This is a genomic window from Cytobacillus firmus DS1, assembly GCF_000565285.1.
GTDB lineage: Bacteria > Bacillota > Bacilli > Bacillales > Cytobacillaceae > Cytobacillus > Cytobacillus firmus_A.
This window is the reverse complement of the sequence record NZ_APVL01000017.1, coordinates 1-17,488: the sequence shown is the minus strand read 5'-3', so window position 1 is coordinate 17,488 and position 17,488 is coordinate 1. Positions and strand designations below refer to the sequence as shown.

The window sequence follows — 17,488 nt, the reverse complement described above, 5'->3', positions numbered from 1 at the left end:
TTGTATTTGTATAGTAGACATTATAGGGGGCAAGCGGGATTTTTACAATAGGCAATTTTCCGAAAATAGTAAGTGGAAGCGCTTAACATGCTGTTTTATTGCGTTTAAATTTTTTAAAAATTTTTTTCCATCAATAAAGGCACCCTGCTTGGATGCCTTCATCACTTCTATATGACCGGTGTCTTCGGTTTCTTTTCTGAAAGAACAAGATCGATGTTTTCTACACACAGCTGCATCATCCTATAGCGCGTTTCTATGCTTGCACTTCCGATATGAGGCATGGCCACCACATTTTTCAGCTCCAGCAGAGGGTGATCTTCGCCAATTGGCTCCTCCGCAAAAACATCCAATCCTGCCGCTGCAATCTCTCCTGACTTCAGCGCTTCATATAAATCATGTTCATTTACAACCGGTCCTCTGGAGGCATTCACAAAAACAGCCTTGTCTTTCATCATCCGGAATGCGTTCCGGTTAAATAAATTTCTTGTTTCTTCTGTCAAAGGCGTCAGACAGACAACAAAATCTGACCGTTCGAGCAGCTCATCAAAGCTTACATATTGAGCTCCCAGTTCCTGTTCTGCATCCGGCTTTCTCGAGCGATTGTGATATAGGATTTCCATATCAAATCCTGCGGCACGCTTTGCCACTGTTTTTCCGATATTCCCCATTCCTACAATCCCGATTGTTTTATGATGCACATCCTGACCTGCCAAAAGCAGCGGGCTCCAGCTCTTCCAATCGCCTTTCTTCACAAACTCCGCAGCCTCCACCATTCTGCGGGCAGCAGCAAGCACAAGTGCAAATGTCAAGTCGGCGGTTGAATCATTTAATACCTCTGGCGTATTGGTAACTGTAATTCCGAGCCTTTTTGCTGTTTCAACGTCCACATTATCATAGCCGACAGCCATATTGGCAACGATCTTCAGCTTCTCCCCCGCTTTCAGAACTTCCTCATTTACCGGCTCTGACAGCATGGTTAGAAGGGCATCTGCCTTTCCGGCTTCTTGCAGAAATACATCGTAAGGAACAGGCACATCTTCCCGATCCCACATTTCAACAATGTATTTTTCTTTTAAAATGGCGATAACATCTTCAGGCAGCTTCCTGCTGATAAAAACATATGGTTTCATTGAAATATCCCCTTTTCACATTCTCAGCTTACTTTTCCTTTCGCTAAGAAGGAGGGAATTCCCTGCCTTTTTTCAGCTCTTAATCCAATTCACCAGAGGAATCCTTAGTTTTTTGATCGGAACTTCGGCAAATTCAAAAAAAACGCCCAGAAAACGCTCATGGTCATCAGACTGCCAGAGATACTTCTGCAGACGCTCCTGAAGCACCAGCTTCTGCTGTTCAGAATCGGCGCCATAATAATTTTCTACTGTTTCAAAATAATGGAGGGGAAACAATAGACGGGCGTAGTATAACCGCCATGAAAAAGAGGATAATCCTCCTACACTTTGATATTCCGATAAAAATTGGCGGAGTTCCGGCTGATACGTTTTGATATTATAGAAGTATTTTTCCCGTGTCCATTCCGCCAAATCTCTCGACGGGTGGTCAAATACCCAATCAAATGGATTTTTCATATAATAACTGTCTCCCCAGGTGGCAGATGTCAGTCTAATATGACAAACAGTTCCACTGTCTGCCATTCCGGGTTCATCATCAAGCTCTGTATCCACAAGATACTGTATTGAGTTTTCAGCAAGACCCATATAGTATGGAAACGACTCTAAAAACATTCTCTCAAAATCATTTTCGGGTTTCTGGAAAAGCATCTCATTCCACACCTTTTCCATTTGGTCAAGCCTCTGTTCCCAAAGCTGTTTCCATTGCCCGATTCGGCTCGTTTTTTTCACAGGAAAAGAAATGCTCCTGCCTCTGTAATGGAACTTTGCCAGCTTCCGGCCAAACTGACTCTGCTTCCTGCTCAGGGTATGCCGATTAACTAAAATGCAAAAGCGGCTATCATTCCAGTCAATGGACTGCTTGCCTTCCTTCGTTTTCAAAAAAGTGCTTATATTTCTATCTCCGTTATTGGAAAGATGTTCTGCCATTCGGTCCAGCTCATCAAGCTCTTCTTCATCTGTATGTCCCGCAGGCACAAGCAAATATAGATAGCCCTGCTTACGGCACGCGTCATATTTTCCGATTCTGATTGTATCTTCTGCTTCTATGCCAAATTGTTCTTTCAAAAGCTTTCTAAACATTAAACCACCTCATTTTGTAGAGATCCTTAAGGAATATATATGATAGAATACTTTAAAACTTGTTGTTTTCTTGGATAAGACTGTGTACCATGGAAATGATATAGAAAATGAATTTTTTCCGTTTCAGCGGCAGTGGGCATATTTGATAAAAAAAGGGTATATACATAGTGGAAAGAATCTAAAAGTGAACTGCACAGGTCACTAAAGACCTGATGTACTTACCGCAATCATTTATTAACCAGAAAAGGTGAAGCCAATGAATGAAGAAAAAAAAGCAGTTAATCTTACAGAGCAGACAGCACGTAAATGGCTACATGAAAGAGGGGTTGAAATACAGGATATAGCCGATTTGGTGTTCTTCCTTCAGGAGAAATATCACCCCGATTTGCAGATGAAGGATTGCATTCATAATGTTGAGCGTGTCTTATCAAAAAGAGAAGTGCAAAATGCCATTTTGACAGGAATACAGCTTGATATGCTGGCCGAGGAAAAGAAACTCCTGGAGCCGCTGCAATCGATTATCGCTACAGATGAAGGATTATACGGTGCGGATGAAGTATTGGCCTTATCCATTGTAAACGTGTATGGTTCCATCGGATTTACTAATTTCGGGTATATCGATAAATTGAAGCCGGGCATTCTGAAGGATCTGAACGATAAGAGTTCAGGCAGATGCCATACCTTTCTTGATGATATTGTAGGAGCTATCGCCGCAGCCGCTTCGAGCAGGCTTGCACATAGTGCTGAAAATGTGGAATAGAAAAAGGATGGAGAGTTTTCTCCATCCTTTTTCTATTTGAAATCCCAATCCGCTAATGATTCGAGTACAAAGTCCGGCTGTCTCTCATAGCCCTTTAATAATTCCTTCGTTGTTACACCCGTATGGACAAGCAAGGTGTCCATACCTGCATTCATTCCTGCTAAAATATCCGTATCATAGTTATCTCCAACCATCAGGGTTTCTTCCTTAGCTGTTCCCAGCACCTTTAAAGCCTGCTCCATGATAATCGATTCCGGCTTTCCAATAAATACAGGCTGTGTTTGTGTCGATACTGTGATGACAGAGGTTAGTGACCCATTACCCGGCAGCAAACCTCTTTCTGTTGGAATGGCAATGTCACCATTTGTGGAAATGAATACTGCTCCATTCCGGACAGCCAGACAGGCGATGGATAGCTTTTCATAGTTAATTGAGCGGTCAATCCCTGCCACAACGAAGTCTGCATGCTCCTCAGCAAAGCTTAGCCCCTTTTCAGCCAGCGCTTCCCGTATTCCTTCCTCTCCGATCACATATACAGAAGCATCTTTTTGCTGTTCATATATGTAGTTAGCGGTGGCCATGCTCGTTGTAAAAACCTGAGCCTCTTCGGCAGGGATTCCAAACTTCACAAGCTTTTCCGCCACCTGGGCTGGTGTTCTAGAGGAATTATTCGTCACAAACAAATATGGCAAATCCAATTCCCGCAGCTTATTAACAAAATCAGCTGCCTCACTGATCAGCTCAGTCCCGCGATACATGGTGCCATCTAAATCGATTAAATATCCTTTATATTTTTTCACAGCCATCACTCCCAAATGATTTATGCTTTTAATATCCCTATTTTTCAATTGAGCTATCGCCCATAAAAGCTATCTTAAAGGAATGCGGTGAATTGTGCAATTTTTCACGATTGCAGGTGATGCAGTAATTCCCGAAAAAAAAACTCCTTGAACAGGAGCCCGTGCTTAATCTTGATCTATTATATAATGACAGCATCCATCACCGGCAGCCATGCAGGATTTGACATCAACTTTATCTGCAGAAAGGAAATCCTTGATAAATTCCTTTTCAGATCTGCAGATTTGTTTAAATTCTTCTGCCGTTTCCATATATGGGCAATTGAATTCTTTGAGATGAACCTGACCTTCCTCAATACGAACTTCCGGCATAAAGCCTTCAAAAAGCAGGAGTTCCTCCAGAATTTGAAGCTTTTCGGAGAAAGATTTCCCCGCTGTCTGAAACTCATACTGCTGTATGAGGCGGCTTTTCCTCCTGGAAAACAACTCAGTAATTAAATGCCCCTGTCCCATGCTTTTTAGTTCAGTTAATAATTCAACACTTAGCTGCTTGTATTTTTTCGGAAACAGATCTTCTCCTTTTGCTGTTAGCTGATAAAGCTTGGAAGGGCGCCCTTTTGTTTGCCTCTGGATTGAGGATATTATAAATCCACCCTTTTCAAGGACCTGAATATGCTTTCTGACGGCCATTTCGGATATTCCTAACTTCTGGGCCATTTCCAGTATGGATTGTTTTCCCTCTGTTTTGATTAACCTCAGAATCATATCTCTTGTGGAGTTTTCTCCAATATGCATGAGATTCACCAGCCCTTCTCTTTATTTAAGACTAATCTGCCATAGAGAAAAAGATCGGACTTCTCCGATCCTTATTGAGGCTTAAATGCAGAAACTGGTCCGAGCTCATTGATCAAATACTCTCTGACCCGGCCCGGAAACTCTTTAATCATGGGCATATGTCTGCTTATCGCTGCTTTTAGCCCTTCATGATTGACATCTGTGTAGTTTTGGACGAGCATTTTACGATATGTAATGAATTGTTTAAAGCTCTCGCTCATTTCTTTGCTGATTACTTTTTCATCGTCAAGAATATCCACGATATCATCGTAGCTGCCTGGATCCCTCATAATAAAACCGTCTATCATCGTATTCCCAATATCAAGAATCGCTTCGATCATAATTTGGGCAATCCGTTCCAATGCTGCCTTTTCAATAGGGGATGTCCACTCTTTCACTTCTTCAAAAAGGGAGATTTGCTGTCCCAGATAACTGAGTGTGTCTTCAATCTTTTCCCTGTCTACGAAATACATAACGCTTCGTTCCTCCTATGAAGATTTCAGGCTTCTGATTAAAGAATCCGCCTGCATCCGTGTCATCCACAGCTACCCGAAATCCTAAAGTTCTCTATACCTCTATATTGTATATAAAGTTTCCAATACCTTCAATGGGATCACAATGAGTTATTTCAGCTCTGGGGGGATAAACCTTAATAGGACATGCTATAATCGGTATATAAAGTGAAACTTCAATCAGTGGGGGTTTTCCTCATCCCCCACTGATTGTTAGTTGAACCAATCGGGCCTTTACGGGCAGTTTGATTCCCACTTATCCTCCTTTGATTCCTCTGAGTCTGAAAGGGGGGCTTACTGCCCGTTAGACTGCGATAAAACAACTAAGGAGTGTTATATTTGGCAGAACGCTTTTTCTTATATGATGATCTTGAAGATACAAAAACCAGATTTGTCAGCTTTATGGGGGAAAACCAGCGATTTGATTTAGCTATCGTTCGTTCTGATCGCTATTACGGCAAACAATTGGTCCTTGATATCCAGGGAAGCCGCTTTGCCATCATTGGAGAAGATGACTTAAAGGAAGAAGGCTATCTTGAGCATGTATTTCAGCTTTCTGAGGAAGATGCTGAGGACCTTAAATCATTTCTGATGGAAATCGTTTAATATACGATAATAAACAGATACTAAAGGGGAACCTATTTTGGTGGGTTCTTCTTTTTCTTCTTTAAAGACCCTGCTTCATATAACTTCTTAAGGAGTGAAGGCATGGACGATAAAGAAAGACGCACATACACCGATTTCTCAAATGTGGAAACACAAAGGAATTTCCTTATTCCCGAGGACTTGCCTGAAGGTGCGTATGGCGCTCCCAGAAATGCGGATGAACCGGTAGAGAATAAAAGCACTCCATGGCGAGAGGGCCAGCGCTATTACAGCGCCTTTAACTATGAGTTCAAGTCCCTTCACCAAAACTTGCCGCGGCAAATGCCAGGGGCGCACCCTCCGCATGACGACCCAGATAAAAACGAAGAACCGCCATACACAGAGACTTAAGCAAAGCGCATACGCACTATTCACATGGATACCATGGGCAGCAATTGAATTTTTTATAAAAGGGCCGGGTTTCCCCTGCCCTTTTTAGCTCTTAACTTTTTTCACAACAAAATAGGCACAGCCAAAATTACAGAACTCGTAAAGGTATTCTGTAAGTGTGCTGATTTTTGTATCAAATGAAGCCTTCTGGCTCTGATCATCGAAAAAACCGCGGAGACGAAGCTGTCCATATCCCCAGTCCCCGACAATATAGTCATATCTGGATAAAATTTCGCTGTATCTCCCCCGAAATGCTTCCTCATTAAAACCATTCCGTTCTTCCTCGATCAATTCATAACAGATATTATTAATGCAAACCAATTTTTTCACCTCATTTTAAGAGCATATGTAACAGTATTATATTGGAAATAACATGATAAGAAAACAAACCAATAATTTGTCTTATTTAAATTATAACTTATTCACCATCAATTACTAAGAGAAAAAAATTCAGCCGTGGCAATTCTATAAATGAGGGGGTGTTTATAGTGAAGAAATCACTAATCATTCTTGGCATCAGCAGCATGGCTGCACTGACTGCCTGCCAAAATAATGCAGCAAAAGAAGATATCTATGAAGAAACTGGTCACACCATAAATGTAAATGACCAGCGTGCTGAATTATACAATAGAAATATGGGCAACGGAAGAAACGGCAGAAACAATATCGGTGAAGACTTCGGATATGTACGTCACCAAAAAAGCCCAATTATGGGAGACAATGTTTCAGCGGACCACTATGCTGCCATTGACCGTGAACAGGTTGCTGATATTATCGGCAAATACTGCACAGAAATTCCGAATGTGGATGATATTTCAACTCTTGTGACAGACGAAGAGGTCCTCATTGTATACAACACTGATACAAAAAATCGCAGCCAGACAGCTGATCAGGTTAAGAAGATGGCCATGTCAGTGGTTCCGAGGTGGTATCATGTCTATGTGAGTGATGACACATCGTTAAGGAAAAATGTTGAAAACTATGCAACAGTTGATTCAGACGGACGTAATGCTGAAAATGGCATCAACCAATTAATCAAACAAATGCTTAAATCTCCTCAAGGAGAAAAAATGAGCGAAAGTGAAAATGAAAACGGTGAAATGCAAGGCGAAAGAAACGATGACATGGATAAAGATGACCTTGGAGAAGCTGCCAGAAGAGCTGGGAATCGTTAACCTTTTGAGGGGGACTCTTCCTATACTGCAAAAAAAAGAGAGTCCAGCGATGTCGCTGGACCTCTTTACTTTATGCTTGCTGAATTTCCTTTTCTCCCAAAATCTGCTTTTGTTTAGCTGCTGCATTTACCTGCTCATCAGCATGGTAGGAAGATCTGACAAGAGGACCTGCTTCACAATGGCTGAATCCTTTGCTCATTGCAATGTCCTTCAGCTCCTGGAATTCTTCAGGCGAATAATATTTCAGCACTTTAATATGTTTCTTGGATGGCTGCAGGTACTGCCCTATTGTCATAATGTCAACATCATGAGCACGCAGATCATCCATTACCGCAATGATTTCCTCTTTCGTTTCACCAAGCCCGATCATCAGGCTGGATTTTGTAGGGATATCCGGCTGCATTTCTTTAGCACGCTTTAAAAATTCAAGAGAACGCTTATATTTCGCACGTGCTCTTACTCTTGGAGTCAAACGCTCAACAGTTTCAATGTTATGATTAAGTATATCGGGACGGGCATCCATAAGTGTTTTAAGGTTTTCATAAACACCGCCCATGTCGGAAGGCAATACTTCAATCGTAGTGAACGGACTTTTTCTTCTGATGGCACGTACTGTTTCTGCGAATACAGCAGCACCTCCGTCCTTTAGATCATCTCTTGCTACGGCTGTTACAACAGCATGTTTTAAGTTCATAAGAGCCACGGAATCAGCCACGCGTTCCGGCTCCTGAAGATCCAATTCAGTCGGCAGGCCCGTTTTGACGGCACAGAAACGGCAGGCACGCGTACAAACATCGCCAAGAATCATAAACGTAGCAGTTCTTCTTACTGCCCAGCATTCATGAATATTGGGGCACTTAGCTTCTTCACATACAGTGTGCAGGTTCTTTTCCCTCATCATTTTTTTTAGGCCAGTATAATTTTCATTTGTGTTCAACTTTATTTTCAGCCATTCCGGCTTGCGTAAATACTCTTCTTTCTTGCTCATTTTCCCACTCCTTAGTCTGAAGCTAGACGTAAAGAAAAGCGCAAGCGCCCTTGTCCGCCCCTGCAAAAACTTCAAAGGGGTTATGCTGCTTGAGCTAGACAGTTTTCTGACTTCAGAATTTATACATTCCTGCCCATTAAAAAAGCCAGTCTTAAACATTCCGACTAAGCTGATTAGGCTTCACCTGATGCCACTTTATCATAATGAATTGAAGAGGACAAGCCGAAGATTCTGGTATTACCATTAATTGATATTTATTAAATTATCCATTCATCACAAACTATATAAGCAGACCATCACAGAAGGGAGGATTTCCGTGCGGATTATATTTACCGCTGCTGCTGTCTTATCGTTTTTTCTGATTTCCTTATGTACAGTCAGTGCTCAAGAAAATGCAGCTGATATATATAAACAAAGAATGGCCTTATATAAAAGAGTTGAGGCTGTTACGAACATTCCCTGGTATTACCTTGCGGGGATTGACCAGTATGAAAGGAATGTCCGGCAGTCAAGAAGGGACATTCCCAAAGCTGAAGGCATTACAGGAATCTATTTCAAACCTGAAGAATGGGCGGGAATTTTGAATCCAGATCCTTCTGATGAAAACCCTGCATCCATTCAATTTTTCAATGGAATAGGATTTGACGGGGACGGGGACGGTAAAGCCAGCTTGAAAAGTGATGAAGATGTTCTTCATTCCTTTGCAAATTTCCTTCTCTCCTATGGTACAGATCATGATAATTTAAAAATTGGATTGTGGAATTATTATAAGCGCGATAAAACCGTTGGCATTATCATCGGCAAAGCCCAAATTTACAAACAGCTCGGCCGCCTTGATCTCGATGACCATGCCTTCCCTGTACCCTTGAGGAGTAATTACAGCTATCGAAATACATGGGGTGACGCAAGGGGCTGGGGCGGAAGAAGGATTCATGAGGGAACCGATATTTTTGCTGATTACGGGGTACCAGTCCGTGCAACCTCTTATGGAATAGTGGAAATGAAGGGCTGGAACAAATATGGAGGATGGAGAATTGGCATCCGTGATATTAATAACAATTACCATTATTTTGCTCACTTAAGCGGGTTTGCAAAGGACCTCAGGGTTGGGCAAATCGTTGAGCCCGGCATGATGATAGGCGGAGTAGGAAGCTCCGGATATGGGCCTCCGGGTACATCAGGCAAATTCCCGCCACATCTCCATTATGGCATCTACAAAGACAATGGCTATACTGAGTGGTCTTATGATCCATATCCACACTTAAGGTTATGGGAAAGACAGGATCGGATTAAAGCAAGGAAAAAATAAATATAAATAAAGGACTGCCCTTTTAAACGGACAGTCCTTAATTTCATTTATTTAGCTTTTTTAGCTTTAGATACGGCATTCATGATACTTGCTGCAAGACCGCCCCAGATAATAAGCATCCCAACCACCATCATTGTAATTGCGCCACCGGACATTATTGAGATACCTCCTTCTTTTCAGGGATTTCCAGCGTATTTTTCTGCCATTTGATTGCCATGAAGACAAAGCCCAGAATGATGGCTCCTATTGCAACACCCCAGCCTGAATATAACAGGAAGCTGGTCGGGTAGCCTTCATAATTATCCTTAATGTTTGTTATGATATTCTGAACCATCATGTAGCCCAGAACAATTGGAGTAATAAAGCCTAAGCAAACTCTCCACCAGCCGCCCAGGCGGATATCAGACATGCTGTCCGCATGGTTTTGAAGGTTTTTAAGTTCTTTAAGCACCCAAGCTACAATGACCACCTCAACCAGGCCGGCAAGTGCTACACCGAATTGGTTGATGAAATAATCTGCTGCATCAAGGAAGTATAAACCGCCCTGAGTGGCAAATAATATTGAGATAACTGCGGATAATCCACCGCCAAATAAAACTGCTTTTGTACGGGATACCCTGAATTTGTCCTGTACTCCAGCAACAAATGTCTCAACGATAGAGATTAATGAAGATAATCCCGCAAGCACTAGACAGATAAAGAACAAAGATCCGAATAAACCATTTAAGGCAGGAAATTCATTAATAATCTGCGGGAATACAACAAACGCCAAACCAACGCCTGCCGAAACGACTTCACTGACCGGAACCCCGGCTTGGTTAGCCATAAATCCAAGCGCAGCGAATACTCCGATACCTGCCAGCAGCTCAAAACCTGAGTTAGCAAAACCGGTAATAAAGGCATTATTAGTAATATCCGTCTTTTTAGGAAGGTAACTTGAGTATGTTACCATGATGGCGAAAGCAATGGATAGACTGAAGAAAATTTGCCCATAGGCTGCAACCCATACTTTCGGGCTTGCAATCTGGCTCCAGTCAGGCTTGAAGAATGCATCAAGTCCCTGTGCAGCGCCTTCCAATGTTAATGCGCGAACAACAATAATAAAGAATAAAATTACAAGTGCAGGAATAAAAATTTTGTTCGCAATCTCAATACCTTTCTTAACTCCTTTGAATAGAACACCCAATGTGATAACCCATGTAATGACCAATGGAATGAATACACCTGGAACGATTGACCCAACCTGACCAGGAGCTTCAGCTAAGTTAAGGTAGCTTCCAAATAAGAAACCTTCTGGATCATCTCCCCATTTTAAGCTGAATGAAAAACCAGCAAATGACATAGCCCAAGCAATAATTACGGCATAATAAGTTGAAATGACAAATGATACGGCAACCTGCCACCAGCCAAGCCACTCGTATTTTTTGCTCAATCTTGCATAAGAAAGCGGTGCAGATCCCCGGTATTTATGGCCGATCGTAAACTCCATGACCAGCAAAGGAATTCCCGCCGTTAATAATGCAAATAAGTATGGAAAGAAGAACGCTCCTCCTCCATTTTCATAGGCCACTGCCGGGAATCGCCAAATATTTCCCAAGCCAACGGCCGACCCTACAGCAGCTAAAATAAAGCCTGCCCTTGTACCCCACTGCGGACGATTATCCATAGTCTCTTATACCCCCTGTAGATATTCCCAATTAAAAAGAACAATGGGAACTTTTTATATTTTCAGATAATTAAATCTAACTAAGCCTAGTATAGCTAGTTTTTGATATTATGTCAAAACATTATTTTCCTAATAGTAATATTTTTTGAAATAATTAATTTTAATACGATACCAGAGTAAAGCGTTTATGAAAATTAATATATTCCTATTTTAATTTCCATTTGGATTTCATCCCGCCTAGTGTTATTTTACCAAAACTGACCAATTAATTCTTTGCCCTCACCCCCTTTGTAAAATTTATTCCTGAATCTTAAAAACTTTCGTTTCATGTTCAGATAAGTCAAAATAATTTTAAGCCGATTCCAAAATTAACCTCGTTTGGTCTTTGTGACCCCGGGAATATAACCAGTGTGCTTAAAAATTTCCAAAAATAGCATAAATGAAATTCTTAGGAGGTTTTTACGAATGGATACCAATATTATCGGTGTTTATAATTCACAAAGGGAAGCAGTAAATGCCATTGAAGAACTTCAAAATAACGGTTACCCTGTTCAGGAGCTTTCGATCATTGCGCAGACAGAACATCTGGATACATCTCTTGAAGATAAAACCGGTGTTCATACAGAGACCTTCGAGACTAAGAATAGAGACAGCAGTGAAAGTGCCGGTTTCTTAAATAGTCTGGCATCCTGGTTTGAGGATGACCGAATGAGCAGCGGCTCTGCAGGTGATAAGTTCAGAGAACTGGGAATGTCAGATGATGAAGCCCTCAAGTATGAAACGTATGTGAACGAGGGGAAAATCATTTTATACAGTGATAGAATTGATACTGCAACCGGCTATACCGGTGCAGGAACTGCCGAAGCCCAAACGGACAGCACTTACACTGACGGGTATGATGAGTTAAGAAATTCAGCAGCAGATGATGGGCAATCATTAAAACTGCGGGAAGAACAGCTGGATGTGTCAAAAGAACGTGTTCAAGCCGGAGAAGTTGAAATCCATAAAGACGTTGTGGAAGAACAAAAAACAGTAGATGTACCGGTTGAGCATGAAGAAGTGTATATAGAAAGAAGAAAAGTGGATGATGCGGATGGAACAGGTGTCTCACCTATTTCAGAAGATGAAACAATCAGGATTCCTGTTACAGAAGAGCGTTTAGAAGTCTCTAAAAAACCTGTTGTCACCGAAGAGATTGTCGTAGGCAAACGGGAAGTTCAGGAAACACAGCAGGTCAAGGAAAATCTCAAGAAAGAAGAAGTACATTTTGAGGCCGGCCGTGAACACATTACAAAAAATGAAGACTTAAATAGAAAAAATAATAACCTATAAATAAAAGGGTTCCCCCTGTGAACCCTTTTATTTATGATGAAAAGCACCAAAAAAGGCCTTCTCTCAAAGAGAAAGCCTTTTTTTATAGTTTTTAACTTGCCCTGTTTTCCTGCCAGGCTTCTTTCTTGCCACCGCCAAGGAAAGCAAATGCGGCTACAAGAACAGCCACTGTAAGTAAGGCGATAACAATGCTGCCGGTAAATCCGATAATAAGATAACCAACAGCAGCGATTCCCGCTGAAATTAAGGCATATGGAAGCTGAGTCATCACATGGTCTATATGGTTACAGCCTGCCCCTGTTGAGGAAAGGATCGTTGTATCGGAAATAGGTGAACAATGGTCGCCGAATACCGCACCGGCAAGGACAGCAGACATAGCCGGCAATAACAGAGAAATATCTGTTGCAGCAGCGATGTCTCCTGCTATCGGAAGCAGGATGCCGAAAGATCCCCATGAAGTTCCGGTGCTGAATGCCATAATTCCCGCTATGACGAAAAGTAAGAACGGAAGCCATGATGTGCTCATATTTGAGCTTTCTACAAGACCAGCTAAATACTTTCCAGTTTCCAGACGGCCGATTAAATCAACAATCGCCCAGGCAAACAGCAGGATATAAACAGCCGGAAGCATGGATTTAATGCCTTCCCATACTCCTTTTCCAAAAACATTTGGATTAACGCCTTTCAAGGAGAACGCCTGACGGAAGAATAAACCCAGCGAAACCAATAGACCCACCAGGCCACCAAGGATTAGGGATTTCGAGACATCCGTGTTCTCAAATATTTGTAAAACGGTCGCATTTCCTTCAACCGCCTGTGAACCCGTCCAAAACATTGAGCCCACTGTACCAATTACAAGTGCTATAATCGGCCAGACAAGATCACCGACAGATCCTTTTGAACTTGTAGGAAGGTCATCCTTCAATTCTCCTGGAGCCGGTTTCTCGGGATCCATTACAAGCCCCTCTTCAACTGCCCGCTTCTCATGAACTTTCATTGGCCCAATCTCTATGCCTCTTAACGCCACAATAAATACAATAGCAAGAGTAGCCCATACATAAAGATTCATGGGTATCATTTGAATAAATGCCGAGAAAGCTGAATACTCGGTAACATTATGTGCAGCAAGGATTGTCCCGATCAGAGCAATAATGTATGCTCCCCAGCTTGAAACCGGTGAAACCACACAAACCGGTGCTGAAGTGGAATCAATCAAATAGGCAAGTTTCGCACGGGAAACTCGCTGGCGGTCTGTAATTGGACGAGAAATCTGACCGACTGCCAGAGCATTGAAATAATCGTCAATGAAAATGATAATACCTAAAACAGCTCCGACAATCTGTGCACCTGCACGGGTTTTGACCCGCTTCATCGCCCATTCTCCAAAAGCGCGGCTTCCGCCTGAAATAGATATAAATGCAGTAATAACTCCTAATACAAGCAAGAATAGAATAATATATACATTCCAGGTGTTCAGCTCTCCGTCTGAAACAAAAATTCCTTTTACAGCATCCCAAATGATGCTGAAAGTTTCTGTGATGCTGAATTCAGCCAGCAATAGTGCGGCTGTTACGATCCCCACTCCCAGTGACAGCAATACGCGCCTGGTCAGGATAACCATAGCGATTGCTACCAAAGGCGGCAGCAGGGAGAAAATCGTGTTAGTCATTTCTTGTCCTCCTCTGAAATTTGAATGGTGTCCAGCTACAGGCGCCATCGGCTCTCGGGTCTAAGCCAATCCGTCAAGAAGGTTAAAAAACAACCTTCTTGACGGATTGGCTTATGCTTGAGGCCCGCAGGAAAAGGAATGCTTCGATAGCATAAACATCGCACGACCGAAAGCGGCAGCTTTTGGGAGGATGCGGGTCATGCAGACATTGCCACAGGACGTGGCGGTTTTAGTCTGCGTTCCTTTATAAGCGGGCGCCTTCCGCTTTTCGTAGGGGAAACAACAAGGATGATGACAAAAACCAAAATAAAAAAAGAGTAACGATAGAGAAAAATCTATCATTACTCTTTTGAAGTAATTAGTTTCTCCATCACGATCTGTAGCTCCCCATTATGAAGGCTTTCAAAAAGTATATTCATACTTTCCCCTCATAATGACAGTGTTACTCCTATTCAAAGTAACCCCAGCAAAAATAGTTCTGACTCACTAATCTTGCTTCGGCAGCATTCCCTTTCGGCTGCGGTCGTCGTTGTCATCCTCACACAGCTTACTCTTGAATCCTGCACCTCTACCCCATCGGATATGATAAGGTTTTATGAAATTATAGTAGAATTTTATCAAAATACTAATCTATTTGCAAGCATTATTGGCCGGCCGGTATTTCTATTGATGGCGAGGTACCCCCTCCGCCATTGTAAAATTGCGGGACCTTTCCCGGGTAAATGCCATAAGCGGCCAGCACATCCTCCTGTACTGTAATAATTTTGGTGGCAAAAGGAATGATAATTTGAACCTGCACATCCAGGCGTACCAGTACCTTCACTTCCACATTATTTATACCGTGATCCTTTGTTTCAGTTATAAAATTGGAGGTAACAGACCCGACTGCATTAAACTTCACCGGTATACGGGGACCCAGGTTACCGAGGAGAGCATTATTGGTTGCCTGGCCAAGCGGTACGTAATAGACAATTCCATTTGAGTGCTGCATTTGCTCCGTATTGATTTCCACGTCTGTAAAGGACTCCAATGCGTCCAAATCGCCCTTTTCCGCTTTCTTAATATTATCCTGGACCAGTTCGGTTACTTCCGCTTTGACTCTGTTCAGCTTTTCTACGTTTATGCTGACAACTCCGCTCTCGCTTGCTTCAAACATATCCTCCAAATCCATCACATTGGTAATTTTTTTATTAATCGCATTGTTTATCACCAATGATGCGATTTTCCTTGTCTGTGAATCGGCATAGCTCATGAGTGTGGGCTTAAGCCCTTCATTGATAATCCATAGGCCGGCAGCAGTTGAGATAACGAAAAATATAAAGGTCAAAAGAAATACATAGCGAAATGGAAGAGGACCTTTCCGGGGCAGCCGGCCGCGAAATTTTGCCAAAACAAATCCCCCCTTTACAGCTATATGTATGCTGTAAAGGAGGGAACTAGGCTCAAAAATCCAAAATAGTTTATCGCACTCTAACGGGCAGTAAGACCCCACTGATTGAAGTTTCACATTATTGTTGTACTAAAGTCGTATCACAGCCTGTAATAACAGAATTCAATTCAAGCCTTAAGTCTGCTTCATATGGCTCAACATTCCTGCCCTTTTCTTCAAGTATGCGGATGACTGGCCTGTCGCTAAGACCCGTGTTCTGCCGGCAGACAACGCCTTTTCTTCCATCATTCAGCTCGACTGTAACACCAACTGGATACACGGCAACCGCCTGACGGAAAACTTCAATAACTTTCTTATCAAATAATTTTCCGGCCCCAGCATACAGAACTTCCAGGCCTTCATGCGGGAGCATAGCCTGCCTGTAAATGCGGTTGGATGTTACTGCATCAAACACATCGGCAATCGCAATAATCTTGCCGAAATCATGAATCTCGTTCCCCTGGAGGCCGCGCGGATAGCCTGAACCATTCAATCGCTCATGATGCTGAAAGGCACAATGTGCAACAAGGAGAGGGATCGTCTCTACTTTTCTTAATATATTAAATCCATCTTCCGGATGCTTCTTAATTGATTCAAATTCTTCCGCTGTCAATTTACCCGGTTTCAAAAGAATATCTGCAGGCACCTTCATCTTTCCGACATCATGAAGAATAGCGCCAAGCCCCAGAATTTCAAGTTCCTTCGGCAGGAGCTGAAGCTTCATCCCGATTGCCAGTGAATAAAGAGTCACATTCAGGGAGTGTGTGAAAATATAGTGATCGTATGTATACACATCTGATAGGATCGTAAGCAGCTCTTTATTTCCCCTTATTTCACTGATTAGCTGACGAATCAGCCCTGAGAGCCGCTTTGAGGCATTCTCAATTACCAGAGAGCCTGATAACTCTTTATTTGCTTCTACTTCTTTCAGAACGGTTTCTATGGTTTCGATAGCCTGTTTGCGCATTTTGGGAGTCAGCGGGTTCTTATATTGAATATCCTCAGTGCGCACATCCTTGATGTACACATAGGTAATACCCATTTCCTGCAGTTTATATATTAATTTATCAGCCAGCTCCACACCTTCATGCAAAAGGACCTGACCCTTGTCATTATATATAGCTTTGGCCAAAACACTGCCAGTCTCAATTGTATTGGTTGCTGCTAATCTCATATGTATCTCCCATATCCTTTTTTCGGTGCTACTTTATATTTCGGGCATTATTTGGTTTTATTTACATTATACGACAAAATTTCCAGCTTGAGAGTGAGTTTATGATATATTTCCGGATAGAAAGATATATGTGCAAATAACCCGGTTGTACTTGCGGATAGTAAAATTAATGTGCGGAGCTGTTCATGCATTAAGAAAAGCGCAAGCGCCTTGCCCACGAATGAACGCAGACTAAGAACGCCACGTCCTGTGGCAACGTCTGCATGCCCCCCATCCTCCCAAAAGCTTTTGCTTTTGGTCGTGCGATGATTATGCTGACGAAGCCTTCCTGGTCCTGGGGGCCTCAAGCACAAGACGAGCCTCCCGGAACGGCGTTCTTTGCCTTTTTGGGAGGATTGTCCGAAATGTGGAGGCGACTGCACAGGGACGACAAGCATAAGACGAGCCCTGCAAGAAGGTGTTCTTTCCTTCTGGAAGGGATTGGCTAGTCTTTCGTCCCTAGGAGCCGAAACAAGCCAAGCTTGTGACCTCGAGGGGGCAGGCTGCTTGCGCTAAACAGTTATCGACGTTCAAAATTTTATACTTTCTTATCTTTTAA

General features: G+C 42.4%; 17 protein-coding genes, 1 pseudogene and 1 riboswitch. Of the genes and pseudogenes, 6 read left to right on the top strand and 12 right to left on the bottom strand.

The window, feature by feature from the left end; translation table 11 throughout:
• Window positions 1-167: 167 nt before the first annotated feature.
• Both PBF_RS19025 and yutH read right to left on the bottom strand, forming a co-directional pair.
• Window positions 168-1,130, bottom strand: a complete 963-nt coding sequence (locus PBF_RS19025) for a 2-hydroxyacid dehydrogenase (protein WP_035331969.1) — start codon at window positions 1,128-1,130, stop codon at window positions 168-170.
• Window positions 1,131-1,202: 72 nt separating this feature from the next.
• Entirely contained in the window at window positions 1,203-2,210 is a 1,008-nt protein-coding gene (gene yutH, locus PBF_RS19020) for a spore coat putative kinase YutH (protein WP_035331968.1), read from the bottom strand.
• Between the two features lie 256 nt (window positions 2,211-2,466).
• On the opposite strand from yutH, the gene PBF_RS19015 reads away from it, so the two are divergent.
• Entirely contained in the window at window positions 2,467-2,970 is a 504-nt protein-coding gene (locus PBF_RS19015) for a phosphatidylglycerophosphatase A family protein (protein ID WP_035331967.1), read from the top strand.
• Between the two features lie 32 nt (window positions 2,971-3,002).
• On the opposite strand, the gene PBF_RS19010 is transcribed toward PBF_RS19015, so the two are convergent.
• The 3 genes from PBF_RS19010 to hepT all read right to left on the bottom strand — a co-directional run bounded on the left by PBF_RS19010 (window position 3,003) and on the right by hepT (window position 5,074).
• Window positions 3,003-3,770: a TIGR01457 family HAD-type hydrolase gene (locus tag PBF_RS19010; protein WP_035332066.1), complete on the bottom strand. Its 768-nt coding sequence runs from the start codon at window positions 3,768-3,770 to the stop codon at window positions 3,003-3,005.
• A 165-nt stretch (window positions 3,771-3,935) separates the two neighbouring features.
• Window positions 3,936-4,562, bottom strand: coding sequence for a helix-turn-helix transcriptional regulator (locus PBF_RS19005; RefSeq protein ID WP_035331966.1), 627 nt, complete (start codon window positions 4,560-4,562; stop codon window positions 3,936-3,938).
• A gap of 71 nt (window positions 4,563-4,633) precedes the next feature.
• Window positions 4,634-5,074, bottom strand: a complete 441-nt coding sequence (hepT, locus tag PBF_RS19000; RefSeq protein WP_035331965.1) for a type VII toxin-antitoxin system HepT family RNase toxin — start codon at window positions 5,072-5,074, stop codon at window positions 4,634-4,636.
• A gap of 378 nt (window positions 5,075-5,452) precedes the next feature.
• Between hepT and PBF_RS18995 the strand changes: the two genes are divergently transcribed.
• Both PBF_RS18995 and PBF_RS18990 read left to right on the top strand, forming a co-directional pair.
• Complete coding sequence (locus tag PBF_RS18995; protein ID WP_035331963.1) at window positions 5,453-5,719, top strand: DUF3055 domain-containing protein; 267 nt, start codon at window positions 5,453-5,455, stop codon at window positions 5,717-5,719.
• A gap of 102 nt (window positions 5,720-5,821) precedes the next feature.
• A complete protein-coding gene (locus PBF_RS18990) occupies window positions 5,822-6,109 on the top strand; it encodes a hypothetical protein (protein ID WP_035331961.1) in 288 nt (95 codons plus the stop codon).
• Between the two features lie 84 nt (window positions 6,110-6,193).
• On the opposite strand, the gene PBF_RS18985 is transcribed toward PBF_RS18990, so the two are convergent.
• On the bottom strand, window positions 6,194-6,469 hold the full coding sequence (locus tag PBF_RS18985; protein ID WP_035331959.1) for a YutD family protein: 276 nt from the start codon (window positions 6,467-6,469) through the stop codon (window positions 6,194-6,196).
• Window positions 6,470-6,636: 167 nt separating this feature from the next.
• On the opposite strand from PBF_RS18985, the gene PBF_RS18980 reads away from it, so the two are divergent.
• Window positions 6,637-7,323 carry a YhcN/YlaJ family sporulation lipoprotein gene (locus PBF_RS18980; RefSeq protein WP_035331957.1) on the top strand — a complete coding sequence of 229 codons (687 nt, stop codon included), beginning with the start codon at window positions 6,637-6,639 and terminating at the stop codon, window positions 7,321-7,323.
• A gap of 70 nt (window positions 7,324-7,393) precedes the next feature.
• On the opposite strand, the pseudogene lipA reads toward PBF_RS18980, so the two are convergent.
• Window positions 7,394-8,314: pseudogene (gene lipA / locus PBF_RS18975) on the bottom strand (lipoyl synthase); the annotation flags it as partial.
• Between the two features lie 313 nt (window positions 8,315-8,627).
• On the opposite strand from lipA, the gene PBF_RS18970 reads away from it, so the two are divergent.
• Window positions 8,628-9,620 carry a M23 family metallopeptidase gene (locus tag PBF_RS18970; protein ID WP_035331953.1) on the top strand — a complete coding sequence of 331 codons (993 nt, stop codon included), beginning with the start codon at window positions 8,628-8,630 and terminating at the stop codon, window positions 9,618-9,620.
• 47 nt (window positions 9,621-9,667) lie between these two features.
• Here PBF_RS18970 and PBF_RS25555 read toward each other — a convergent pair whose 3' ends face one another.
• Window positions 9,668-9,775, bottom strand: a complete 108-nt coding sequence (locus PBF_RS25555) for a methionine/alanine import family NSS transporter small subunit (protein ID WP_019382719.1) — start codon at window positions 9,773-9,775, stop codon at window positions 9,668-9,670.
• Window positions 9,775-11,286: a sodium-dependent transporter gene (locus PBF_RS18965; RefSeq protein WP_035331952.1), complete on the bottom strand. Its 1,512-nt coding sequence runs from the start codon at window positions 11,284-11,286 to the stop codon at window positions 9,775-9,777. The genes PBF_RS25555 and PBF_RS18965 overlap by 1 nt, the downstream gene beginning before the upstream one ends.
• A gap of 465 nt (window positions 11,287-11,751) precedes the next feature.
• Between PBF_RS18965 and PBF_RS18960 the strand changes: the two genes are divergently transcribed.
• On the top strand, window positions 11,752-12,618 hold the full coding sequence (locus PBF_RS18960) for a YsnF/AvaK domain-containing protein (protein WP_035331950.1): 867 nt from the start codon (window positions 11,752-11,754) through the stop codon (window positions 12,616-12,618).
• A gap of 91 nt (window positions 12,619-12,709) precedes the next feature.
• Here the strand turns inward: PBF_RS18960 and PBF_RS18955 are convergent, their stop codons facing one another.
• The 3 genes from PBF_RS18955 to PBF_RS18945 all read right to left on the bottom strand — a co-directional run bounded on the left by PBF_RS18955 (window position 12,710) and on the right by PBF_RS18945 (window position 16,890).
• Window positions 12,710-14,287: a Na+/H+ antiporter NhaC family protein gene (locus PBF_RS18955; RefSeq protein WP_035331949.1), complete on the bottom strand. Its 1,578-nt coding sequence runs from the start codon at window positions 14,285-14,287 to the stop codon at window positions 12,710-12,712.
• Window positions 14,288-14,659: 372 nt separating this feature from the next.
• Window positions 14,660-14,866: riboswitch (Lysine riboswitch) on the bottom strand.
• Between the two features lie 64 nt (window positions 14,867-14,930).
• Entirely contained in the window at window positions 14,931-15,677 is a 747-nt protein-coding gene (gene yunB / locus PBF_RS18950; protein ID WP_035331947.1) for a sporulation protein YunB, read from the bottom strand.
• 118 nt (window positions 15,678-15,795) lie between these two features.
• Window positions 15,796-16,890, bottom strand: a complete 1,095-nt coding sequence (locus PBF_RS18945; RefSeq protein WP_035331945.1) for an HD-GYP domain-containing protein — start codon at window positions 16,888-16,890, stop codon at window positions 15,796-15,798.
• Window positions 16,891-17,488 lie beyond the last annotated feature (598 nt).